18 protein-coding genes and 1 pseudogene are annotated in these 25,342 nt (G+C 47.2%); 13 read left to right on the top strand and 6 right to left on the bottom strand.

The genetic code is table 11. The features are described 5' to 3' along the window. Positions 1-56 precede the first annotated feature (56 nt). From MIC7113_RS33240 to MIC7113_RS11275, 3 genes are all read right to left on the bottom strand, one after another. Entirely contained in the window at positions 57-1,217 is a 1,161-nt protein-coding gene (locus MIC7113_RS33240) for a serine/threonine-protein kinase (protein ID WP_015182287.1), read from the bottom strand. Between the two features lie 212 nt (positions 1,218-1,429). Beyond that, complete coding sequence (locus tag MIC7113_RS11280) at positions 1,430-1,978, bottom strand: helix-hairpin-helix domain-containing protein (protein WP_015182286.1); 549 nt, start codon at positions 1,976-1,978, stop codon at positions 1,430-1,432. Between the two features lie 5 nt (positions 1,979-1,983). Next, on the bottom strand, positions 1,984-2,373 hold the full coding sequence (locus MIC7113_RS11275; RefSeq protein ID WP_015182285.1) for an NINE protein: 390 nt from the start codon (positions 2,371-2,373) through the stop codon (positions 1,984-1,986). A 362-nt stretch (positions 2,374-2,735) separates the two neighbouring features. Between MIC7113_RS11275 and MIC7113_RS11270 the strand changes: the two genes are divergently transcribed. Next, complete coding sequence (locus MIC7113_RS11270; protein ID WP_015182284.1) at positions 2,736-3,059, top strand: DUF1825 family protein; 324 nt, start codon at positions 2,736-2,738, stop codon at positions 3,057-3,059. Positions 3,060-3,360: 301 nt separating this feature from the next. On the opposite strand, the gene MIC7113_RS11265 is transcribed toward MIC7113_RS11270, so the two are convergent. Continuing rightward, positions 3,361-5,277: a transglycosylase domain-containing protein gene (locus MIC7113_RS11265; RefSeq protein ID WP_015182283.1), complete on the bottom strand. Its 1,917-nt coding sequence runs from the start codon at positions 5,275-5,277 to the stop codon at positions 3,361-3,363. Positions 5,278-6,146: 869 nt separating this feature from the next. Here MIC7113_RS11265 and tyrS point away from each other — a divergent pair. From tyrS to MIC7113_RS11250, 3 genes are all read left to right on the top strand, one after another. Next, the gene (gene tyrS, locus MIC7113_RS11260) at positions 6,147-7,340 is read left to right on the top strand and encodes a tyrosine--tRNA ligase (protein ID WP_015182281.1); all 1,194 of its coding nucleotides are present in this window, start codon (positions 6,147-6,149) and stop codon (positions 7,338-7,340) included. A 96-nt stretch (positions 7,341-7,436) separates the two neighbouring features. Continuing rightward, positions 7,437-8,159 carry an orotidine-5'-phosphate decarboxylase gene (gene pyrF / locus MIC7113_RS11255; protein ID WP_015182280.1) on the top strand — a complete coding sequence of 241 codons (723 nt, stop codon included), beginning with the start codon at positions 7,437-7,439 and terminating at the stop codon, positions 8,157-8,159. An 18-nt stretch (positions 8,160-8,177) separates the two neighbouring features. Next, on the top strand, positions 8,178-8,828 hold the full coding sequence (locus tag MIC7113_RS11250) for a hypothetical protein (protein ID WP_015182279.1): 651 nt from the start codon (positions 8,178-8,180) through the stop codon (positions 8,826-8,828). Positions 8,829-8,882: 54 nt separating this feature from the next. Here MIC7113_RS11250 and lepB read toward each other — a convergent pair whose 3' ends face one another. Continuing rightward, positions 8,883-9,521, bottom strand: coding sequence for a signal peptidase I (gene lepB / locus MIC7113_RS11245; protein ID WP_015182278.1), 639 nt, complete (start codon positions 9,519-9,521; stop codon positions 8,883-8,885). Between the two features lie 247 nt (positions 9,522-9,768). Between lepB and MIC7113_RS11240 the strand changes: the two genes are divergently transcribed. From MIC7113_RS11240 to MIC7113_RS37225, 8 genes are all read left to right on the top strand, one after another. Next, positions 9,769-11,208, top strand: a complete 1,440-nt coding sequence (locus tag MIC7113_RS11240) for an S-layer homology domain-containing protein (protein WP_015182277.1) — start codon at positions 9,769-9,771, stop codon at positions 11,206-11,208. A 132-nt stretch (positions 11,209-11,340) separates the two neighbouring features. Continuing rightward, entirely contained in the window at positions 11,341-12,366 is a 1,026-nt protein-coding gene (locus MIC7113_RS11235; RefSeq protein WP_015182276.1) for an SGNH/GDSL hydrolase family protein, read from the top strand. Positions 12,367-12,428: 62 nt separating this feature from the next. Beyond that, the gene (locus MIC7113_RS11230; protein ID WP_015182275.1) at positions 12,429-13,478 is read left to right on the top strand and encodes a M42 family metallopeptidase; all 1,050 of its coding nucleotides are present in this window, start codon (positions 12,429-12,431) and stop codon (positions 13,476-13,478) included. Between the two features lie 172 nt (positions 13,479-13,650). Beyond that, a complete protein-coding gene (locus MIC7113_RS11225) occupies positions 13,651-15,534 on the top strand; it encodes a response regulator (protein ID WP_015182274.1) in 1,884 nt (627 codons plus the stop codon). Between the two features lie 173 nt (positions 15,535-15,707). After that, positions 15,708-17,249, top strand: coding sequence for an ATP-binding response regulator (locus MIC7113_RS11220; RefSeq protein ID WP_015182273.1), 1,542 nt, complete (start codon positions 15,708-15,710; stop codon positions 17,247-17,249). After that, positions 17,239-17,619, top strand: coding sequence for a response regulator (locus MIC7113_RS11215; protein ID WP_015182272.1), 381 nt, complete (start codon positions 17,239-17,241; stop codon positions 17,617-17,619). Before MIC7113_RS11220 ends, MIC7113_RS11215 begins: the two co-directional genes overlap by 11 nt. A gap of 507 nt (positions 17,620-18,126) precedes the next feature. Beyond that, positions 18,127-18,540, top strand: coding sequence for a response regulator (locus MIC7113_RS11210; protein WP_015182270.1), 414 nt, complete (start codon positions 18,127-18,129; stop codon positions 18,538-18,540). A 309-nt stretch (positions 18,541-18,849) separates the two neighbouring features. Then, positions 18,850-20,673, top strand: coding sequence for a PAS domain-containing protein (locus MIC7113_RS37225; RefSeq protein ID WP_015182269.1), 1,824 nt, complete (start codon positions 18,850-18,852; stop codon positions 20,671-20,673). Between the two features lie 14 nt (positions 20,674-20,687). Here the strand turns inward: MIC7113_RS37225 and MIC7113_RS35365 are convergent. After that, positions 20,688-21,748: pseudogene (locus tag MIC7113_RS35365) on the bottom strand (IS630 family transposase). Positions 21,749-21,837: 89 nt separating this feature from the next. On the opposite strand from MIC7113_RS35365, the gene MIC7113_RS33235 reads away from it, so the two are divergent. Then, complete coding sequence (locus MIC7113_RS33235) at positions 21,838-25,179, top strand: PAS domain-containing hybrid sensor histidine kinase/response regulator (protein ID WP_015182268.1); 3,342 nt, start codon at positions 21,838-21,840, stop codon at positions 25,177-25,179. The last annotated feature ends 163 nt before the right edge of the window (positions 25,180-25,342 follow it).

The raw sequence follows: 25,342 nt of genomic DNA, 5'->3' as shown, positions 1-25,342 counted from the left end.
GTTCGTGGAAATCGTCTCTTTAGGAAATCTTTGCAGAAATCTGAAAGCCTTAGATGTTACACTTTACAAGTCTCGACGCGAGAGAAAAAGCCAGGTAACTCTTTTCTCATATACCCTCCGTTATATAAAGTTTTAGCGGGAAGGTGTCCCTCAGGGGCTTTGGTTGTGAATGTCGAGTTATTTTGACCTAACCATTTAGAATTCACACGCCATTTAACGCGATCACCAAAGCGTTCGTAAGCTCTATAATCATCAGGAGTTCCCCCCACTCTTTCCCATATACGTTGCTGCACGCTAAGGCCGAAGCGACTCTCACTGTGTTTTACCCAGAGATTGTCAATTGTGCGAAGGTCAGTGCAAGAAAGCTTTTTGATAGAAGCAGTATCTAGCCAGCCTTCCTTTTCTCGTCCTCCTACTTTTAGTATCACATCCGCAGTTTCATCGTCTGCCTCTTTCCACTTTCCTTGTGCCAGTACATTTTGCAGTTTACTGTAATCTACTTCTACTTCTGAATTCAGATTAACCGAGAAGTTCGGCTCTGTAGGAGGAACTTGGGGTCTCGATGACAAAAATGGATACTGCCATCCTACTACCACTCCTGCTAATGCTGCCAGTGTCACTGCTACGATTGCTACCTTTAAAGGAGACAAAGTAAACTTTTCATTTCTCTGGCGGCGAGGAATAGAACTGCCATTTCTCAAACCCGATTGCAGTGAAGAGGGTTGAACAAACTGCTGTCCCGCTCGCACTATGATATTTTCTGGCTTTACATCCCGATGGAGCAAACCCTGGCGATGCACCTCAATCAGCGCCTCTCCAATTTGCCGAATGTAGCCCAGCGCTTCCTGTTCTGGCAAAAATTTCCGAACGCGAACGATGCTCTCTAGAGTATCCCCATGAATGTATTCCATCGCGAGGCAAAATAGTTGCCCCTCCATAAATGTGTCCAGAAGGGGTACAACATGAGGGTGCTTGCAACGCTCCATCCTCCGTCCCTCATTGACAAACTTTGTCTTTAGGCTGTCGCGCTCCGCTTGAGTTAGCTGCTGGTGTAGCTTATCCTCATCCAATGTTTTGATGACCAGATCCTTACCGTTCTTATCCTGAGCTAAGTAGGTAATGGCAAAGCGTCCCCGCCCTAACTCCTCCTTAATGGTGTACTTACCATTCTGCAAAGTAAAGTCTGCCCTAGATTCCAAGCCATTACTCGCGACCATAAAATACTTAACTTAATTGTCGCAAAATCATATATAGGAGGGTATCGCGGTTTCAAAGAGTGTGCATCAGTCAGGTAAGCTAACCAAAGCCTGAGCGCTCGCACCCACTTTGTGAGAAATCTTATTCATCAATAGACCTGAATCATGTAACAACCCGGACGAAACACAACTCAAGCTCAAACATTCAACTTGTCCTTACACTGTGCCGATCTTCAAAACCTTAAATAGTACATCAGATCAGAAATTAACTGAGCATTCAACGAAAGGCGTCGCTGCAAATCGACAAGATTACGATAATTACCCCCTTCACTGCGATTCTGTACAATCGCTCTTGCCAAAAACAAATCAACTCCTGGAATTTTCGTTAACTGTTCAATTGAAGCTATATTCGGATTAATCGGTACAGGAGTTAAGTCGCTATCCGAGTCGTAGTAACAAAAACTGAGAATCGGTTGCAATGGTTTGATTCGTCCGACTGAAATCCCTAAAGCAGCAGCAATGTCTTCCAGACAGCAAAACTGAACCCCCATTTGAGTCAGTTCAACCAGCGATCGCGCCTGATGAATCGATATTCCTGGCAGTCGCAACCAGTCATCCACACTCGCTTGATTGGCATCAATTTTGATACCCAGTTCGACGGCAACTGCAATTTCTTCAGCTGATTGCAGTCGGTAGTAAGGGTTACTCTGAAGACGCGATCGAATTAGGTTGGAGTTCGGATTAGGTTGTCCTATTGGACTTATCCAGTCAAAAAGTGCCATTGGTTTTAGGCAATGCGATCGAGTAATTGGCGGCGTTTTTGCTCAAATTCATATTCGGACATTAGTCCATCTTGGCGCAGTCGATCAAGTTCTCGTAGGGCATCTGCGATCGCACCCACCTGCGCTGGGTCAACTGCTACGGTCTGATTAGCTACCGAAGAAGCCGCTATCACGCCTAAATTGAAATTCTTGTCAAACTCCTGTGCACCTTGTGCCAGATACCAAAAGCCTTCAATCACACTGGCGATATGAGGAATGGGTGTCCACCAAAGGAGCAAATACACGATGCCCCAAAATGGTTGCCCCAGATAAAATTTATGGAATCCGGCAATAGGCATCACCCCACTAAACGCTAAGACAGCAGCGACTGTACGATTTTTCGGCTTACTCAACATACTTGCTTTTACCCCTAGGAATAGCTTGGTTTAAAGAATGGGGAGTGCTAACTCCTTTGCCGCAGGACATTCTTACCCAGTCGTAAGTCATCCACGCCATCAAAGTACTCTTGCTGAGGGAGAGATTACATAAAAGACCAGCAATTCTATCTTTAATTTAAGATATTGACCCTGTGAGTGGACTGCGAATGACACAGAGGTAAAAGCTTGCTCTCTAGCTCCCCAACTCCCCCACCGCCAACAGGTGAGGTAAGCGCTCACTCACGAATACGGTAAACCGAAGTTTGCGGGAGCTAAGCACTGAACTAAAATGTGACTAGCAGCAGCGTTTTAACCCACTCGTCGGTGAACAGATAAGAGCAATGGGGTTTTTTGACTCAGATATCGTCCAACAAGAAGCTAAACAGCTGTTTGAAGATTATCAATCCCTCATCCAATTGGGGGGCAGCTATGGCAAATTCGACCACGAAGGAAAAAAGATTTTTATTGAGCAGATGGAAGCGCTGATGGAGCGCTACCGTATTTTTATGAAGCGCTTTGAGTTATCTGAGGACTTTATGGCTCAGATGACAGTGGAACAACTTAAGACCCAGCTCGGTCAGTTTGGCATTACGCCTCAGCAAATGTTCGACCAAATGAACATGACTCTGGAACGAATGAAGTCAGAGCTAGAAAAGCAACCCTGAGGCTCAACTAGATTTTCCGTCAGTGTTGTCTTTTGTAGCCTGTGCGTATTGCCAAGAGAGGCTTTCGGTGCTTCCTAGGAGGTGGCTTTTGTGCTAGCTCCTACTCATGGGATTGGCTTGATGCGTTATACCTTGTTCGATTAATTGCCCATCGTCCAAATCTTGTTCGTAGTAGGCACTTGAGTGCCCCTGACAAGAGGACTAAAGTCCTCACTACAAACTCTGCACATATTAGGGCTATATTACCGGAACTAGTTAACTTTTGAGTTCACTCACCCACCAGAGAGTCGGTAGGCTTTCTTTAAGGACGATTGAACTTAGAAGGGGGTGGAAAACTTTGCACTGGCTCATTCTTTAACGCTTTTAGCATAAAGTTTCGCCAAATGGGTGCCGCATATTGACCACCTGTTGCTCCACCTCCAATCGGTCTGTTGTTATCATTACCAATCCAAACAGCGGCAGCTAGCTGCGGTGTATATCCTGCAAACCAAACATCTCGCTCCGATGAGGTCGTACCCGTTTTACCCGCTGCTGGGCGTCCGATTTGTGCAGCTTTTCCGGTACCACCATTAATCACGCCTTGCAAGACATTTGTCAGAGAAGCCGTAGCCCAAGGGTCAAGTACTAACCTGGGTTTAGGGGTGTTATCTAACAAAACATTACCAGCGCTATCAGTCACTCGGACAATAATGGTTGTGTCAGAATACCAACCATTACTGGCAAATGTGGCATAAGCTCCTGCCATTTCCAAGGGGGTTAAACCAATAGCTCCCAGTGGCAAGGAGGTAACTGGCTCCATTGGACTTTTAATTCCAAGCGTGCGACAGGTTTCAATCACCTTATCTAGTCCAACCGCTCTCCCGATCTTGACGGCTGGAACGTTCGCCGATACGGTTAAAGCCGTCCGAATAGTCATGGCACCCGAATAACCCCCACCATAGTTTCGGGGAGAGTACCAGCCGCTACCATCCCGATACCTGACTGGGGTATCCATGACAGTGGACGAAGGGCCATATTTGCCGGTGGCAAAGGCTGTGTAATAAACAAAGGGTTTAAAGGCAGAACCGGGTTGGCGTCTGGCTTGGATGGCTCGATTGTATTGGCTCTTTTTGTAACTCACTCCGCCAACCAGCGCTTTGACAAAATGTGTGCGAGGATCGACGGCGGCGAGAGCAACTTGACCCGCATTAAGCCCACGATAACGAATATTGGCATGGGAACTGGCGACAGTTTGTTCAGCCATCTCCTGGAATTTCGTGTCAATCGTCGTTTGAACGCGCATCCCACCTTTCAAGACAGCCTCGCGACCAAACCGCTCGTTTAATTCTGCCACAACGGCTTCTGTGATAAATGGCAGCTTACTCGTCCGCCAGGAAGTCAGCTTGCCTATATTCAGCTTTTGTTTACGAGCCGCTTCCGCTTCGGTGGGTGTAATCCATCCCAAGTCTTCCATCCGCTTTAAAACAATAGCTTGTCGCTCTTTGGCAGTTTTGAGGCTGACAAAAGGACTGTATTCTTCTGGAGACTGAATCAATCCAGCTAGCATTGCTGACTCGGCTAAGTTGAGTTGATCCGCCGTCTTAGAAAAATAGCTTTGGGCAGCGGTTTGAATCCCATAATTGTTGTGACCCCAATAAATTTGATTGAGGTACATTTCCAAAATCTGGTCTTTGGTGAAGATTTGCTCTAGTCGAATAGCCATCACCGCCTCAGCAATTTTGCGGCTAAACTTACGCTCTGGCTTGAGAAATAAATTTTTCACTAGCTGCATCGTTAGGGTTGAGCCACCTTCAACCACCGTATTCTTTTCCCAGTTGATTAACAGCGCCCGCCCCACACTATTGGGGTTAATCCCATGATGTATGTAAAAGTGGCTGTCTTCCATCGCGAGTACGGCTCGCTTGAGTACGGGGCTGATTTGGTCTAATTTGACAACTTCGCGATTCGCTTCACCGTGGAGACTGGCTAATTCCTTCCCCTTAACGTCATAGATATAAGTGGTTTCTGATGGCACGTAGCCCCGTAGGACTCTGACATCTGGAAGATTGCGAAAGCTGGTTGCCAAGCCAACTAGCCCACCGGCAACAATTGAACTCGTTAGCATGGTGATGCCGAGGATGGTTCCACCTGCGACCTGAGCAACTCCCTGTACAAAGTGGAAACCGGATGATGAGTCGCTTTTGGTATCTTGTTTTTGTCGAACAGTGCTAGATGACACGGCGATTTCACTTCCTCACTCAAAAAAGACTAAAGACACAAGGGAAAGTAACTTTATATCAATACTTTCTATAGATAATTACAGAAATTTATAGCAATAGCAGGATGACAGAGAAACTGAATTCCCAAAAAACCCTCTTGAGGACTGCTTATGCATTGAGATGGAATTCTCACATTGTGAGCAAAGCGAAGAATTTGTTTGAGGACTTGGGGTGGTGAATTTTCGAGAATCATAGTCAGTGGGTGTGTAAGTCCGAGTCTTAACAACGCCCACACAGCATGGGTAGGTAAGCGATCAGACCTAGGGACATGAGGACGATACGGCTGTTGCCCCCAAGCTATTGGGCACAGTACACGGCGAAAAGCGTTGGTGGTAGTCTGCTTAGGAACTTCGGCTACGCCAATCCTGATTGTCGCTCTTGTGTATTCTAAAAGAGAAGTCATAGAGTAACGACTGCCAAAGCATTGGCTAAAAGTAAGCATTACTTCATCATACTAGGTGCATTTTGGGATAAGGGTGAGCTGAGCTATCATGCCTCTTTGGCATTGTGGGCAAAACGGGTTAGTCTGAGTGTCTTGCATTATGTATAACAAACGGTAAATTTTAATGCTCTGTCATCCTAGTTCTGTGAATCTTGCACCAACATCTAGAGATTAGCCCGAATCAACTGACGCTGGAAACTGCTCACGAAAGCTCCCCTACTAACGCTTCACTAGCGGTTTGGACTGGGTAGAGGCTGTGCAAGTGCAGCCGTTAAGGGTGAAAATCTCTTAATAATCTCCTCACTTTCATCTGTGGCTCCATAGCTGTAGGTTGCAGGGTAGAGTACGTTAAATTTGCTATTCAATCCTTAAAGATGTCCCAGACGAATGTCAAATTTTGAATCCGCCATTCCCAACGAGCTATCGTGGCTCTATCGAGGTATCAGTGAAATTTTTCCCAATCAAGCTGATTCTCAAGATGCTAACGAAAATTTAGTTCAGCGTCTAAGGAAAACCGACCGTCCCTTACGGGTAAAGTTGGGAATTGACCCAACCGGAGCCGATATCCATCTCGGTCATAGTATTCCAGTTCGGAAACTGCGGGCTTTCCAGGATGCAGGTCATACCGCCGTCCTGATTATTGGGGATTTTACCGCACGAATTGGTGACCCAACCGGTAAATCTGACGTACGCCGTCAGCTTTCCGTGGATGAGGTTAAGTACAATGCTCAAACTTACTTGGATCAAGTCCGCCCCATTTTAGACTTTGAGACACCGGGACGTTTAGAAATTCGTTATAACTCGGAGTGGCTAGAACCACTGGGCTTAGCGAAAATTCTAGAATTGTTGGCGACGATGACAGTGGGGCAAATGCTGGCAAAGGAGGGGTTTGCGGAGCGCTATAAGCAAGAAAATCCGATTTACCTGCATGAATTTCTCTACCCACTGATGCAAGGCTATGATTCCGTCGCGGTACAGGCAGATGTTGAATTGGGGGGTACTGACCAAAAATTTAATATTGCCGTCGGGCGAGATTTGCAACGGCATTTTGGGCAGACGCCTCAGTTTGGACTCTTGACGCCGATTTTAATCGGGACAGATGGGGTGCAGAAGATGTCCAAGTCGCTGAACAACTACGTTGGGTTAAGGGATGAACCCTTGACGATGTATCAGAAGTTGGAAGGGACGAAAGATAATCAGGTGGATTCGTATTTTGAGTTGCTGACGGATTTAGCATTGGACGAACTACCAACTAATCCACGCGATCGCCAACAACTTCTCGCCTGGACTATTGTCTCCCACTACCACGGTAAGAAAGCGGCGGATGAAGCCAAACAAGGGGGCGCTATCCCCGAATTTTCTTTGGCTGCGGTTACATTTCCCGCCAAGTTGTTTTATATCCTGAACGCCAGTGGACTGTGTGAATCGAGTGGAGAGGCGCGGCGACAGATTCAAAATGGGGGTGTAAAACTAGAAGGCGATCGCATTTCTACGGTTGACCTCACCTTTGATTCCCCAGATAGCTTAAACGGCAAAGTTTTACAAGTCGGGAAAAAGAAATTTGTCCGTCTAGTACCATAAGGGGATTGCAGGTTGACAGGTTAGGAGTGATTCAATTCATCTTCTCAACCTTCAGCCTTCAACATTCCACCGTCCTTCAACCTTCAACCCTTCAGGATGCCTGTAGAAGACCAGATTATTGTTCCTTTAGATGTTCCCACTGAGCAAGAGGCGATCGCCCTTGTCGAACAGTTGCCGCAAGTCACATTCTGGAAAGTCGGGCTGGAACTGTTTGTCAGCACGGGTCCTGGAATTATTCGTTTTTTGAAAAATCAACAAAAACGGGTCTTTCTTGACCTCAAATTTCATGACATTCCCAATACCATGGCTGGAGCAATTCGTCAAGTATCAACGTATGGTGTGGATTTAATCACCGTCCATGCCACAGCCGGTCGCCGTGCGCTCGAAGCGGTGAATGTGGCAGCGAGGGATGGGGCACAACAGGCCGGTTACCCGTCCCCGAAGTTAATCGCCATTACCCTGCTGACGAGTCTCACCTCACGGGATTTAGCCTTTGACCTAAAAGTACCTGTGGAACTGCCCGAATACGCCCTGCAAATGGCACTCTTGGCTCAAGAATCGAGTTTGAACGGCGCTGTTTGTTCTCCTCAAGAAGTGGCTCAACTACGCCAGGTTTGTGGGGATGATTTTTTGCTGGTTTGTCCAGGAGTTCGACCGAGTTGGGCACAAGCGGATGACCAAAAACGCTCTATGACGCCATCAGATGCCATCAAAGCGGGTGCCGATTACCTTGTGATCGGGCGACCCATTACCGCAGCGCCTGAACCTGTTGCCGCTTGGGAGAAGATTTGTGAGGAACTAGCCGCACTTGGTGTCTAAAAACTGAGGTTGAAGAATATGGGGTTGCCCACAAGAGGTGAGGCAAGAAATCTTGCTTATATGAAGCTGATGATGATCGGTTGGCTGGGCATACAAGGCACAGCCAGTGCCCTACCTGTCAAGCCTCTCGCCCTCCCTCCCTCGCCGCCTCTACTTACGGCTCAATCCCCAGCCTCCCCTCCCTCCTCAAAATGCCCAAGGGACGTGGAAACCTTAACCTCCCTCATGCTCAAGGATTTACCCAGCTATGCCAACCGAGTGATGCAACGATCTCGACGCTCAGTCAGAACGCCTTCAAGCTCCAGCAGTGTTCTGGTAGCCGGTCGCCCAGAGTTTGAACCTCTGACTTTAGGGCCAGGGTCTTACACCCCTCCCGCTTCAGCCATTGACTTAGAACCCCCACAGCAAGTGTTTTTTACCACCTTAGAGCGGCAGTACCTAGGAGGTAAAGCGTCTTACATGCAGCTTTACCACTGGTTATTTTTAACTCAAACCCCACAGGGCTGGCGTGTAGCTACGATGTTTTCTCGAATTGGTTCTTCTTCAGGACGCCCCCCGACACCGCCACAGGAGAGCAGTAAAGGTGTTGTGGGTCAGGCTGTGAACATCTGGCTACGAGATTGCCGCGCTGGAGCAATTCGACAGTCTCGCCCAAGGAATCAGAAGTGAAAAAGAACATCAGGAGAAGACAATAGTCTGAACTCCTGAACTCCTAAATTCTGCTTATACGTCCCCAATTCGACGGAACGGCCAAAAGCGGAAGCAAGCATGACCAATGACATTCTCTTGAGGCAAAAAGCCCCAAACGTGAGAATCATTGCTGTTATTCCGATTATCTCCCATCACGAATAGATAACCTTCCGGCACTTGTACTGCTGGCATGTCATAGGCTGGGGGTTCAGCGATGTAGTCTTCTGCGAGGGGAAGGTTATTGCGGTAAACCTTGCCGTCTTGGACTTGAATGATTTGACCCGATGTGCCAATTACCCGTTTGATGAAGGCTTGGTCTTTGGCGTAACCTTGAATCTGGAGTTGTTGGGGTGGATCGAAGACCACAATTTCCCCGATCGCAGGTGCACGGAAATGGTAAGAAATTTTTTCCACAACCAAGCGATCGCCGATTTCTAAGGTTGGTAGCATTGAATCGGAAGGAATGTAGCGCGGTTCTGCCACAAACATCCGAATCAACAGCGCTAAGACCAACGCGATTACAACAATTTGCAGATTTTCCCGGAATTGTTGCCAACTGTTCGGGGGTTCTTTCACCCCCGTTGATTTTTCATCTGTAATAGTCTCTGTCGTGGCCTCTGCCAAACCGAGAGACTTAGAATGCGCCGCTAATTCTTTTTCTTCTGAAGCCATAAACCCAGTATGAAGTATGAAGTGGGAGGCATAGCGTTTTTCTGGTATTCCTCCCTTGCAAATGCTTCATTGTTTCATCCTTCAGGCTTTTTTTCATCGTAAAACTGGCTAGAAACTCCTCACTAGAGCTTTGGGTTCCTCCAGGACGGCTTTTTGTTACCCTTCAACGTTTACACTTTAGACTTGTTTGGTTAAGAACCACTGGGGAATTTGCGTTAGCGTAAGAAATAAGACGCTTTGTAATCCAATGCCTGTGCAGTCTTTTCAACGCCCTGTCCTACTGACTGGTTTCGCCCTTTGTTTATTGAGTGTGTTGACTTCCTGCGGCACTCCAAGCAGCAAAGCGCTGGAGAATGCCTTGGCACCCGACCCGAAGCTGAAGGATAATATCACTGTTTTTGGTGGGTCATCTCCCAGCGATCGCCCTTTGGGTGGTGCTGTAGGTAATCGCCCGTCTGTAACTTCGGTGCAATTGCCTGACGATTTTCCCAGCGAGATTCCTCCTTATCCCAATGCTGAGTTACAAAATGTTGAGCCGCTCACAGCGTCAATGCCTCAAGGCTACCTAACTCGTTGGTCATCCTCTGACCCCATTAATAATATTCGGAACTTTTATCAACGGGTATTGAGCTCAAACGGATGGCAGATTACCTCTCAGGATTCAGCCGGGGGTAAGTTGGTTGCACGTCAGAACGATCTGGAAGTAACCCTAACAATTCCCTCTGGTAACACTCAACCCTCCCCTTCAGCTACACCACCTGTGACGGACAAGTCTACCGACAGCACGACGGAATTTGACATTCAGTACATTCGGACTCGTGCGAATGCCACCTCCGTGTCCCCATCACCGAATCAGCCTGAAGTGGCGCAGCCTGTAACAACTCCCGAAGTTACCAATTCGCCGACACAGACTTCATCCACACCATCCGAGGGATTCACAGACTTGGATAAACTCCCTCAAGCCTTGCGCCAGCAAGTCAAGGATTTGACTGAGTTGGGAGTCTTAAAGGTAGATAAATCTGCCGCTAAGCAGAACTCGAATGCTAGCGGCACTAGCTTTGAAGCCAATAAACCCATTACACGTCGTGAGTTTGCCCGTTGGTTAGTTGCCGCGAATAACCAGATTTTTGCCAATCGTCCAGGACAGCAAATCCGTTTAGCCTCAGAAACGTCTCAACCCGCCTTTGGGGATGTGCCCCGCAGCGATCGCGATTTTTCCAGCATTCAGGCATTGGCAGAGGCGGGTTTGATTCCCAGTTCTTTGAGTGGCGATAGTACAGCCGCCTTATTTCGTCCCGATGCCCCCTTAACGCGGGAAACGCTGGTTGTATGGAAGGTACCTTTAGATACCCGTCAAACCTTGCCCACAGCCTCGCTGGACACCCTTAAGCAAACTTGGGGCTTTCAAGATGTAGCCAAAATTGACCCGAAGACATGGCGGGCTTTAGTCGCCGATTTTCAAAATGGTGAACAATCCAATATCCGTCGAGTATTTGGTTACACAACCTTGTTCCAACCCAAGAAAACCGTGACTCGCGCTGAGGCAGCAACAGCGGTTTGGTACTTTGGTTCTCAAGGGGAAGGGCAATCAGCAAAAGAGGCGCTGCTGCTGAAAAATCAACCCACTCAGCCAACTCAGCCATCTCCAAAACTGGAAACCATACCCTCGACTGAAAATAGTCCATAGAGACCACTTTTCAGAAGGCAGAAAAGGGAAGGCATAGGGCAGAAAAAACCAGTTTTAAAAAGCGTGGGATTAGGTGATGTTTTTAATGCCAAACTAAAGAATCTGTCAAACCCATCAGGGGTGAAAACTACTATGAACAAGCAAATTGCTGCGACAGGATTTGTCCTCTTCTCTTTCCTGTTACCGCTTAAGGCTGCGGCGGCAACGTTTACACAAATGTATGTGTTTGGTGACAGCCTCTCGGATACGGGTAATGCGTTCAATGCTACGCTTCAAGCGATAGGAGCTGGCTCTCCTCCTCCGCCTTACTTTAATGGACGTTTTTCTAATGGCCCAAATTGGATAGATTACCTCGGTCAAGACCTAAACTTAAACCCAACTCCTTATACGGCACTTGCTCCAGCAACTAGTCCGACTCAAGGGATAAACTTTGCCTTTGGTGGCTCTACCACAGGACTAGATAACACCATCAATCCAAATTTACCGGGATTGCAGCAGCAAATTGGTTTATTTGCCAGCCTTATCCCAGCCAATCAGACGGCTGATCCGAATGCCCTTTATGTTCTATGGGCGGGTGCTAATGATTATCTGCCGACCCAAAGTAGTTTTACACCCTTTACCACACCGGAGACGACTATTGGCAATTTATCCTTTGCTTTAAGTACTCTGGCTGCACTGGGAGCGAAAAATTTCTTAGTTGCCAACTTACCCGATTTAGGAAGTCTGCCGTTGACCAGTACAACCCCGATTTCTGATAACCTCAATAATTTGGTTAGCCTTCATAACAGCAGCCTAAACACAACCCTGAATACGTTCAGTCAAGCGCCCGGTTCTGACCTTAATATCAAATTGCTCGATGTCAATTCCCTGTTTAAGGGCGCTATCTCCAATCCCGCTCAATATGGCTTCACGAATGTTACTGAGGCTTGTATCAACAACTTAAATTGTGTGCTTGGGAGTCAAACGGTACAAGCTCAATACTTGTTTTGGGATAATATCCATCCCACAACCGTGACTCATCAAGAAATTGCTAAATTAGCCTTTGATGAATTAGAGACTGAATCCGTCCCTGAACCAGCGACGATAGTGGGTACAGTCATTTTCGGTGCTTTGGCTATAGGTTGGAAGTTGAAGAAAAAATCTCAACCCGTGAGTTAAGTCAACAATTAAGTGTGCAAGCGGTAGACTAACTGGCAGAAGCAAGAGCGATAGAATCCAGTATGTCTGCGTTTGATTATGACCAACTCTTCCAAACCATTGAAGAACTCGTATTACATCATTCTCCGAGTGGTGTAGAGGGGGAAATTGACCAACTGTTGATGAGTCGATTTCAAGCGTTGGGAGTCCAGGCGTGGCAAGATAGAGCGGGAAATGCGATCGCCAAAATTCCTGGGCGCACTTCCGAACGATCAATTGCCATTACTGCCCACAAAGATGAAATTGGCGCAATTGTCAAGACCGTAGGCGATGAGGGACGGGTTGAAGTCCGCAAACTCGGCGGTGCTTTTCCTTGGGTTTATGGAGAGGGTGTCGTTGATTTGTTGGGTGACAAGCAAACGATTAGCGGTATTCTCTCTTTTGGGTCGCGCCATGTGTCCCATGAATCCCCGCAAAAAGCCCAGCAGGAAGATAAACCCGTACATTGGGAAGATGTTTGGGTGGAAACCAAGTGTACCCCAGAAGAACTAGAAGCGGCTGGCGTGCGCGTGGGAACCCGGATGGTGATTGGGAAACATCGGAAGCGACCGATACGCCTGAAAGATTACATGGCTAGCTATACGCTGGATAACAAAGCATCCGTAGCGATTCTTTTAGCCTTAGCACAACAACTCAAGACTCCCAGCGTAGATACCTATTTAGTCGCCTCGGCAAAGGAAGAAGTCGGCGCGATTGGAGCACTTTATTTTACTCAAAATCAAGGCTTAGATGCCTTGATTGCTTTGGAAATTTGCCCTTTGTCGTCTGAGTATCCCATAGAAGCGGGGGAAGCACCCGTGTTGCTGTCTCAGGATGGCTATGGCATTTATGACGAAGGGTTAAATGGGGAGCTGCGGCAGACGGCAAAAGCCTGTAATGTACCTCTACAACTGGCAGCGATTAGTGGATTTGGTAGTGATGCGTCTATAGCCATGAAGTTTGGTCATGTGGCGCGTGCTGCTTGTTTAAGCTTTCCCACCCAGAATACTCATGGGTATGAGATTGCTCATTTAGGTGCGATCGCCAATTGTATCCATATCCTCAATGCTTACTGCCAAACCGACTTCGGCTAAACCGTCTCAATCAACAATCGCCCTGTTTTGATGGGGATGAGTCCAAGGGAAGCAGCATTGGCAGAGCGTCTCCCACTGAAGCGGATCACAGATAAACGTGACCTAAACCCTGGGATAGATTTTATCTGTATGCCAGCGTGGTAAAGGATACGCTGTACAAAAACAACTTCAGATGAAAATTCTGCTAGTAGAGGATGATGAGCCAATGGCTTGGGCGCTGGATAAAGCGCTGAGTGCTCATAATTACATAGTTAACATCGCAAGGGATGGTCAAATCGGCCTGGAACTGGCAACATCGTTTGACTATGACCTGATCCTCTTGGACTTGCTCATTCCTAAACTGGATGGTATGACGCTCTGCCGTCAGCTCCGAACGCAGGGTTTTCAAAAGCCAATTCTCTTACTCACTGCAAAAGACTCGAATATTGATATTGTCAAAGGCTTAGATGCTGGAGCCGATGATTATGTAATTAAGCCCTACGACCCACAAGAGTTAATGGCGCGGATTCGGGCGTTGCTACGTCGGGGAAATTCTGCCGTTACCCCAGTGCTAACATGGGGAGATCTCTGTTTGAACCCAGATTTGGGTGAAGTCACTTATGAAGAGAAATTATTATCTCTGACACCCAAAGAATACAGTATTCTAGAACTCTTCTTGCGAAATCCTCGACGCATCTTTAGTCGAAGTGCCATTATTGATCGCCTCTGGTCTTTAGATGACCCACCGACCGAAAATGCAGTTACAGTACATATCAAGGACTTGCGACAGAAGCTCAAGGCTTCTGGTGCAACCGAAGAAATCATCGAGACAGTATACGGCTTAGGTTATCGAGTTAAAGCTGCGCCTAATCGCTCTACTCCTAATCTCGCTGATTCGGCAACGGCTTTAAATACAGCCAACAAGAGCCAAGCTCAGGCAAAGGGACTGGCTTCAGTCAACAAAGTATTAGAGCGATTTAAACATACCTTTGCACAACAGGTTGCTGTACTGGAGCAGGCAACGAAGGTGTTATCCGCCGACTCTTTAAGTGATGACTTGCGTCAAACGGCTCAACAAAATGCTCACAAACTGGCAGGCTCATTGGGAACGTTTGGCTACCCAGAAGGCTCGAAATTAGCACGACAGATTGAACATTTGTTGCTTAACGAGGTGACTTTAGGACAGGAGCAAGCCTTGCAGTTTCAGCAATTGGTGATAGCTCTTGGGCAAGAACTGATGAAACCTCCTGTTGTTCTGACGGCTGAGCCAATCGCTGCGGCTTCCGTCATTCGAGTATTGGTTATTGATGATGATGTGGCCTTAACTGAGCGCTTAAAAGCAGAAGCCATGTCTTGGGCAATCGAGATGGATATCATCACGAATTTGACCGCTGCCAGACAATCCATTAGCCAAACCCCTCCTGATGTGATTTTGCTGGATCTGAGTTTCCCCGATCCATCCGATGATGGATTAACTCTGTTGCGAGAACTCGTAGAACAATTTCCCTCAATTCCCGTTTTAGCCTTCACGGGGCGAGATAATCTGGCGGATCGGGTGGCGGTATCCCGTTTGGGAGGACGGGGATTTTTGCATAAGCCGGTAAAACCGACGCAAGTCTTTCTAGCGATCACCCAAATGCTTTCTCCAACCACCACCACAGAAGCCAAAGTTATGGTGGTGGACGATGATCCAGCCGCCTTAGCCATGCTGCATCACCTGTTGCAACCCTGGGGGTTCCAAGTCACCTGTTTAGAAAATCCTCAGCAATTCTGGGAGGTGTTGACGGCAACGGCTCCCCATCTGCTGATATTGGATTTAGAGATGCCGACATTTAGTGGAATTGATTTATGTCAGGTAGTGCGTCAAGACCCCCAGTGGGGAGACTTGCCTATCCTGGTTGTGACCGCTCATACCAATGCTGAGTCCCTACAACGGGTGTTTGCGGCGGGAGCAGATGACTTTATTGGTAAACCTGTTGTGGGGCCAGAGTTGGTGACACGAGTGACGAGTCGGATTGAGCGAGTTCGGTTCCGGCAGCAGTTGGAGGATATTCACAGAAAGACAGGGAAACCATGATGAGAGGAGTTGAGAATTTAAACGTTCAGTAGCGAGCGATCGGAACGTAACGTGATTAAAGCGTTTGCGTCAGCATGGTGCACAGCAGCCAAGCGCAGATCGCTTGATCTAGTAAAGGGCGAAAGCGTTGCGGTAGCGACATTAAGAGAGTCAGCGCAGATTCGGAGAATACCTTGAGGCAAGCCAACACCAACATTCTCATCGTTGATGACCAACCCGATAACATCCGTACTCTCGCGGCTATTCTGAGCGGACAGGGATATAAGGTCAGAAAAGCCATTAGTGGAGAGATGGCTTTAGAAACCGTTCGCTCTCAATCCCCTGACCTGATCTTGCTCGACATCAAAATGCCGCAGATGAATGGCTATGAAGTCTGCTCAACCCTGAAGTCTGTCGCAGAAGTCCGCGAGATTCCAGTTATTTTCTTGAGTGCCCTAGACGATGTGACGGATAAAGCGAAAGCTTTTAAGGTTGGGGGGGCTGACTATATCACCAAACCCTTCCAAGCCGAGGAGGTGTTGCTCCGGGTGAAGCATCAACTTACCATCCGACAGCAACAACAGCAACTCATCGAGCAAAACCACCAACTACAACGGGAAATGCAGGAACGTCAACGTTCAGAAACCGCGCTCCGCCAAACTGGAGAGGCACTCCGGGATAGTGAAGAGCGTTTCCGTAGTGCTTTTGACCATGCTTCCACAGGCATGGCTTTAATTGGACTGGACGAGTGTTGGCTTAAAGTGAACTCCGCACTCAGCGACATGCTCGGCTATTCCGAGGTGGAGTTGCTGACAACACCCTCTTGGAGGCTGATTCATCCAGAGGATGTCGAGCAGCATCAAAGTTGCCTACTCCAGCTCTTGACCAGTGAAAACCGCCGTTGCCAAGTGGAGTTACGCTACTTGTGTAAACCGGGGCGTGTGATTTGGATGCTGCGGGTTACATCATTAGTGCGAGATAGTCAAGGTAAACCCTTATACTATGTGGCTCAATTCCATGACATTACAGAACGCCGAGCGATTGACCAGATCAAAAATGAGTTTATCTCGATCGTCAGTCATGAACTGCGAACTCCACTAACGGCAATTCGGGGTTCTCTGGGGTTATTGGCAACCGGAATCTACGACAGCAAACCGGAGAAGGCGCGACGGATGCTGGAAATTGCCTTAACCGATAGCGAGCGCCTGGTGCGTCTGGTGAATGATATCCTTGACTTGGAACGGCTGGATTCAGGTCAAGTAGCGCTGGAGAAGACCGTTTGTGATGCGGCTCAGCTCATGCAGCAGGCTGTGGAGACCTTACAACCGATTGCCGACCAAGCGGCAATTACCCTGCGTGTGATTCCCGTATCGGCTCAGGTTTGGGCTGCACCTGACGCGATTATCCAAACCCTAACTAACCTGTTAAGTAATGCCATCAAATTCTCCCCGGCGAATTCCACCATTACCCTAAAGGCTCAACCCCAGTTAGACGGTATTCTGTTTCAGGTTCAAGACCAGGGACGGGGCATTCCTGCGGATAAACTACAGGCTATCTTTGGACGATTCCAACAAGTTGATGTTTCAGATTCTCGGCACAAAGGAGGCACAGGGTTGGGCTTAGCCATCTGCCAAAGCATTATACAACAGCACAACGGACGGATCTGGGCTGAAAGTACTCTAGGAGAAGGCAGCACTTTTTATTTCACACTGTCAAACGCGGCTCATGACTGTTAGACAAATTCTGATTATTGATGATGAAGAGCGGATTCGCGAACTGGTACAGGCTTGCCTAGAAGATTTAGGGGGATGGCGAACGATTAGCGCTCCATCGGCGAGGGAGGGGTTGCTCAAGGCAGAAACCCCATCTCTAGATGCTATCCTGCTGGATGTCTCCATGCCGGACATGGATGGTTTCCTTTGCTTCCAAAAGCTTCAGGAAAATCCTGTGACGCGATCCATTCCCGTTGTCTTGCTAACCGCCAAGGTACTCTCGGATGACCGAACTCAATTTTCTCAGATGGGTGTTGCTGGGATGATTACCAAGCCCTTTAACCCTGTGACTCTTTGTGAACAGATTGCTGAAATTTTAGGCTGGAGCCTGTAGAGATTTACGACTGTATTGATTTGACCTCAACTTCTACGCCTTTATAAGTTCCTTATTTTCTTCCTGTACTATCAAAATTAAATCCATCTCAGCCTCCTCCTGACAGTCTGGCTAAAGATGGCTAATACCATTTTGGATACGGGGATATGAGATTGTATAGCAGAAGGCAGGAGGCAGGAGGCAGAAGGTTTTTTACTGGTACGTGGTCGTTTACAGCCGTTCAATCTGTCCTCAGCTTGATGGCGACAGCTATATATTTTGAAAGCCTCCCCTATAGGTAGTTGCAAAACTGCAAAAGCGATAACTCTAAACCCAAATGGTATGAGACTGGCTGATTAACCCTCACGAGACTCAAACCTTCATGACTTTAGCTGATTGGGAGCTTCTACAAATTCTGGATCGATTGAGTGCCATCCCGCTAAGGGTTGATTACCGCTCTCTGGAAACACTGTTATTAGTCAAAGATTCCGGTGAAAGCTAACAGTCAATGGAGTAAAGCTGAGTTGTATGAGTACACTACAAGTGGGGATAACCACTAAACTGGTTTTGCTAGTCGATGACGAAGCCCATGTTCGGGAAGTTGTAGAAGCTTGCTTAAAAGATTTGGGCGGTTGGAATGTGCAGTCCGTTGCTTCTGGTCATGAAGGGTTAGACAAGCTCGCTGTCGTGCAGCCGGATGCCATTATTCTCGATATTTCCATGCCAGGAATGGACGGCTTTATGTTTCTGCGGCAACTCAGAGCCAATCCGCTCACACAGTCAATTCCAGTGGTATTGTTAACCGCCAGAGCGCGTTGGTTTACACTACAACAGCTTCAGCCGTTTGGGGTGGTAGGGGCGATCGCTAAACCGTTTAATCCTGTCTCACTGACGAAGGAAATTGCCAAAGCTCTTGGCTGGCGTTTGGAAAAACAAAACTAATGCTTGTGCTTAACTGAGTAAAAAGCATGGAGTTTTTATTTTTTTTGAAGACCTGCTTTAACTTTCTGATTTTTCGTGAATATTCAGCCTAATTTTCTTTATTCATAAAAACCCAAAAATTAATCAAACTTATAGGTATAGAAAAAATAACAAATTTAAATAGGTGTTATTTCTGGCAATTAATTCTATCAACTGCATCCAATCAATCCAGTTTTTCTGAATTGTTATTGAAAATTGAGTTAATCCTTCGATAACAGATACGTTCGTTAGTCAAGGAGTAAATTTAACAGGAGTTTAGACGGGCTAAGTATGTCACAAGGGTCAAAAGACCTAAATTATTTTCCTTTAACGACCCAGCTACAATGCTTTTCTCAAAAAATCAGCCTGGTTTTAGTTCTGGTTGGTTTTACCGTTATTGGGGGCTGGGCATTGGATATTGCTGTCCTCAAAGGCATTTTGCTCGGATTGCCTACGATCAGGGTAAACACCGCTGTTGGTTTCCTTCTAGGAGGGACATCCTTACGGTTGTGGCATTGGGAATTAAACAGAAAAAAAACAAATGGAACAGAGAAAATACAATCTTTAAGTTGTAGTGTTGCCTGTTTAATTGTCCTCATAGCGCTGCTGACACTGATTCAGTACGGTTTTAACGTCAATCTGGGCATTGATCAATGGTTGATGCAACAGCCAGAACCCCTCGGAAGTACAGCCGCATCCGGACGGATGGCTCCTAATACAGCCTTGGCGTTCTTGTTAGAGGGGTTAGCCTTGCTGCTATTGAGCCTGCCACGTCCACACGATCTAGCGGTGCAGGGCATGGCGCTGGGGGCAGGGATACTAGGATTTTTAGAATTGCTGGGCTATGTCTACGGCAGTGCCGACTTATACCCGACAGGTTCGTTTACTGGCATGGCTGTACACACGGCGATCGCGTTTTTACTTCTGAGTAGTGGCGTTCTGTGTGCCCGTCCTGATCGGGGCATGATGTTACTGGTGAATAGCGACAGTGCAGGCAGTTTGATGGCACGACGACTCCTGCCCTTAGCCATCGTTCTACCCCCTTTGCTAGGAGGATTATCTCACCTGGGTTACCAGTGGCATCTTTATACAGAAGAAGTGCAAGCCACTCTGGCGAGTATATGCGATATCCTCCTGTTCTCAGGGTTGATTGGTTGGAACAGCTACATGCTCAACCGCCTCGATTCGCACCGCACAGGGGCAGAACAATCCCTGCAAAAAGTCAACGCTCAGCTACAAGAGGAACTCCATACACGAAAGCAAGCGGAGGAAGCCTTGCAGACTTCCCAGGAGCGATTTGCAGGCATTCTGGAAATTGCCAGCGACGCGGTGATTTCGGTTGATGAGTGCCAACGGATTACTCTATTCAATCAGGGAGCGGAAAAGGTGTTTGGATACACCACAAGTGAGGTACTCAATCAACCCCTGGACTTACTCTTGCCGATGCGGTTTGCCCAACGGCACCGTCAGTATGTCAGCGACTTTGCTCACTCCCCAGGTGAAGCACGGCGAATGGCAGAGCGTAGCCAGATTTTTGGTCGCCGTAAAGATGGTACAAAGTTTCCGGCTGAAGCCTCGATTTCTAAGCTGAAAGTTGGGGGAAAAATCGTGTTCACGGCTTTTGTGCGTGACATTAGTGATGCCTATCGGCAAGCTGAACAACGCCAACGGACAGAGGAAACATTGCGCGAAAGTGAAGAGCGCTTCCGTAGTGCGTTTGACAATGCAGCCATCGGCATGGCACTTGTGGCAATTGATGGACGTTGGTTGAAAGTCAATCGCTCCCTATGCGATCTCGTGGGTTATACCGAGCAAGAGTTATTATCCTTGAGCTTCCAGGACATTACGCATCCAGAGGATATCGATGCCGATCTGAGCTACGCACGTCAATTACTAGCGGGCGAAATTCGTTCCTACCAGCTAGAAAAGCGTTACTTTCATGCCGATGGGCATGTGGTTTGGATTCTCTTGAGTGGCTCATTGGTTCGGGATGCACAAGGAAATCCCCTATACTTCATTGGTCAGATTCAAGACATCAGTGAGCGTAAACAGGCAGAGAAACTATTAGCGCTGCAAGCCGTAAGTAGGTGGATAGGGAAAAACTCAACTATGTAACGCTACATTAACAATTAGCCGGACTTGAACTTGAAACGCTCTGTACTCCGCCCCTCAACTTGGCCTCTAGCTTCTAGACCATCCATCACTGCATAAGCTAGGTCTAACTCATCTTCAAACATCTGCCCTGCCAGTTCATGGGTTTTGAGTTGATGCCATTCCGACTCAATCAGATTCATCTGGGAGCAATAGGCTGGCAAAAAGAATAAGTACAATCCTTGAGCTTCCCATTGTGCCCACTTTTGTTGTACTGGAGTACTGGTATGAATTGAGCCATTGTCTTGCACGATGACGCGAATCCGTCCGGTATTGGCAAACTCTTGTGCTGCAACACCAGCTTGCTGATCGATCATTTTGATGTAGCTTTCACTGGTGAAACTGCCAATCACTAAGCCATAGACGAAGCTGACTAACGGTTGCCAAAGCCCTAAAATACTCAGCCGTCTCCCTCGTCGAGGGGTTTGTTCGAGGCGTTTTTGTTCCCCCCGGAAAAAGTAGCTGTAGCTGGCTGGACTCCACAAGCTAAACCCGGACTCATCCAGGTACAGTAGGTCAATCTCTCCCGTGGCAGCAGCTAACTCCAACATATCCAAGTCGGCTTGCTTGATGGCTCGTTGTTCGGAATCTTGTTTGTCTCGATGGCTGACACGGGTACGCTTCCACATCACCCCCTTTTTTTGAGTACTCGACGCAGGTGGTCGGGACTCAGTTGAACTTGCCGCTCCGTTGCCAGTTTTTGTGCCAATTGATGAGCGTTGTAGGTGCGATTGTCTTGTCTAAGACACGCTTCAACATATTCGATGTCGGCTTTTTGCCAACGACATTTCCCCCCTCGTCCGGAAGCCTCCCACAATCCTCCCAATCCCTTGGTTTCCCACCGATGAATCGTCTCTCGTACCGTTTGCATATGCCAGTTGAAGTAGATGGCGATTTTCTCGACGTACCACCCTTGTGCATTCAGTCGCACCACTTCAGCTCGATCTTTGACCCGTTGCGGCACTGTTGTCGCCGTTCTCAGCTCAAACAATGTTCGCTTTTGTTCGAGTGTGAGGAAGATTCTCAGTCGGGCACCCATGAGTCATCTCCTAGATTGAAGAGCTTGATGATTCACTTATCTTTACATACTTTAGGATTTTCTCCCCGACCTACTTAGTCGTGAAAAATATGGCTGGCGGAGTTTGCCTAATTAGAGCCACGGATAACACGATTGTTTACGCCAATCCCAAATTTGAAAGTCTATTTGGCTACGCTTTGGGTGAACTCAACGGCAAACCCGTACATGTGATCAACTATGAAGAGACTGATCAGAGTGCCGAACAAACCTCACTAGCTATCATTCGTCAGCTTCACCAGTATGGTGAAGAAACATACGAGGTTCATAATGTCAAGAAAGATGGTACTCCTTTCTGGTGTAGAGCTCATACCTCAGTCTTTGAACACTCGGAATATGGAACGGTTTATGTCGCCGTCCAAGAAGATATTACGGAGTACAAACAAGCGGAACAAGCCCTGCGAGAGAGTGAGGAACGATTCCGGGCTATTTTCAACCAAACCTTTCAGTTTGTTGGTTTACTCAAACCGGATGGCACTCTTTTAGAAGCCAATCAAACAGCCCTTGATTTTGGTGGCTTTACTCGCTCTCAAGTGATTAATCGGCCTTTTTGGGAAGCTCGATGGTGGGCAATTTCGACCGAAACACAGAAGCAATTAAAAGCCGCGATCGCTCGTGCCGCTAAAGGAGAATTTGTGCGTTATGAAGTGGATGTGTTGGGTGAGGGGGATCGGGTTGCCACCATTGATTTTTCCCTGCGCCCCATATTCGATGATGCTGGGAGAGTGAAGCTACTGATTCCAGAAGGACGGGATATTAGCGATCGTAAACTTGCAGAACTAGAACTGATTCGGAGTCGAGACGAGCGAGAAGCCATTTTCAATGAATCTACTGATGCCATCTTTCTGGTGGATTCAGAAACAACTCTAACCCTCGACTGCAACCGTCGAGCCATTGAACTGTTTGAAGCCTCTAGTAAAGATCAACTGCTTGGAACTGAAGGACAGAACTTGCAAAAGCATCAGTTCACTCCAGAGGAACTCGCTGTCATTGTTGAGGAAATTAATACACAAGGCTTTTGGAGTCGAGAGATTGAGTATGTCACTAAAACAGGCAAGACGTTCTGGGGAAATTTAGCCGCCAAACAAATTACAGTCGCTGGCAAAAGGATGAATTTAGTGCGGGTAACCGATGTCAGCGATCGCAAAGCCTCAGAAGAGGCATTAAAACAAAGTGAATTAACCCTCCGCAGCTTCTTCGAGAGCCGATCAATGCTCATGGGGATTGTTGAACTCCATGACGATAACATTCTGCATATTTCCGATAATCAGCTAACAGCCGAGTTCTTTGGTACGACCTCAGAGGCCATGCAAAATCGATTTGCCACTGACTTAGGAGTGCCACAAGCCAGCATACAAATGTGGATGAATCACTACCGACAAGCTGAGCAAATTCAGGCGGCTGTGGAGTTTGAATATCCCCATCAAACTCCCAACAATCAACGATGGCTATCTGCAAGTGTTTGCCCAATTGCTGTTAGTCCTAGTGGACATCCTAGATTTTCATACATTGTGCAAGACATCACCCAGCGCAAACGTGCCGAGGAATCCTTGCGAAGGTATGAACGGATTGTTTCCGCCACTACCGATAGTATGTGCTTGATGGATCGCAACTACACCTATCAATTGGTGAATCAGGCTTACCTGACTCTGCATAACAAGCAATCCGATGAGATTATTGGACATTCAGTCCGAGAATTTTTGGGTGTAGAACTTTTTGAAACTCTCTTGAAACCACGTTTAGATCAATGTCTGGCAGGAGAGGTAGTGAGTTTTCAAATGTGGCTGGATTACCCAACGACAGGACGGCAATTTCTTGGCATTACTTATGCTCCTTATTTTGAGGCTGACAACACTATTTCAGGCTTAGTTGTCAGCATTCGTAACTTGACTGACCTCAAACAAGCTGAGTTAGAACTGCAACGAGCTAAAGAAGCGGCTGAAGTTGCCAACCGTGCCAAAAGCCTCTTCCTTGCGAGTATGAGCCATGAGCTACGTACCCCTCTAAATATCATGCTGGGATTTACCCAAGTGATGAACCGTGACTCTTCACTGACTTCAGAACAACGAGAGAGTCTGCAAATTATCAATCGCAGTGGACATCATTTGCTGGCGTTAATCAACGATGTCCTAGATTTATCCAAAATCGAAGCGGGACGCCTCACCCTTGATGAAAGCAGTTTTGACCTGATTAGCTTGTTGCGATCGCTTCGGGAAATGTTCAACCAAAAAGCTGAATCTAAAGGATTGCAATTGCATCTGGAAATTGCCTCAGATGTACCTCAATATGTCAGTGCTGACCCTAATAAATTGCGCCAGGTACTCATCAATCTGCTAGGTAATGCGATTAAATTCACCCAAAAGGGTAGTGTCAGTTTGAAAGTTAAAACGAAAAATGAAAAAGAAAAAACTGAACCCAGAAAAAATTTGGATAAATTGGCTTGTTTGACCTTTGAAGTTTCTGATACTGGTGTAGGAATTGACCCGAATGAAATCAATAGTATTTTTGATGCTTTTGTCCAAACCCAATCTGGGAAAGTGGCTCCGGAAGGGACAGGCTTAGGACTGGCGATTAGTCGTAAGTTTGTGCGGTTAATGGGAGGAGATATTACCGTCAGAAGTACTCTCGGTGAAGGGAGTAGATTCAGGTTTGAGATTCCAGTCCGCCTTGCTCTAGCTTCCGACGTAACACCGACTCAGCACCAGCGCCAGGTGATTGGATTAGCACCCGGACAACCACCTTACCGTATTCTTGTCGCCGATGACCAAGCGGAAAACCGCCAACTTTTGGTAAGGTTGTTGACTCCATTGGGGCTAGAGGTGCAAGAGGCAAAAAATGGAGAGGAAGCTGTCATCTTATGGCAACAGTGGCAACCCCACCTGATTTGGATGGATATACGGATGCCACAGATGGATGGTTACGAAGCGACCCAGCGCATCCGCTCTAGTGTCGAAGGTCAGGCTACTATTATTATTGCTCTTACGGCTCATGTTTCCAGCCGCGATCGAACTCTGGCTCTCTCCGCAGGCTGTAATGACTTCATCAGCAAGCCCTTCCAAGAAGAGACTTTGTTTGCCAAGATGGCAGAATATTTGGGACTGCGTTATGTGTATGCCCAAAACGACCAGCCGTCGATAACCAGTCATGATGATCACCTGCCGGCTCAAGCTGATGTCCTAACAGCTCAAAACCTGTCTGTGATGCCACTCGATTGGATTACTCAGCTCCATCAAGCGGCACAGTTGTGTGATGACGAAGAAATCTTTCACCTGATTGAACAAATCCCCTCAGAACAGGCATTTCTCATCGCTCACCTGAGGCGACTTGCCCACGATTTTCAGTTTCAACCGATTGTAAAGTTAATCCAAGTAGATTCCAGGCTCACAAATATCTAAAAGTTAGAAAAATTATTCTAACTTTTATTAAAATAATATGAAATTCATTCAATTCCAGATGATTTTTTAGAAAATACAAACCGAATAAAGCCTGCGACTATCGGCATTAGTTATTTTTCTGAATTCATTAGTTTTATTTATGATTTAAACTTACTTCAGTTGT

This window comes from Allocoleopsis franciscana PCC 7113, assembly GCF_000317515.1.
Taxonomy (GTDB): domain Bacteria; phylum Cyanobacteriota; class Cyanobacteriia; order Cyanobacteriales; family Coleofasciculaceae; genus Allocoleopsis; species Allocoleopsis franciscana.
This window is presented reverse-complemented; position numbering and strand designations above follow the sequence as displayed.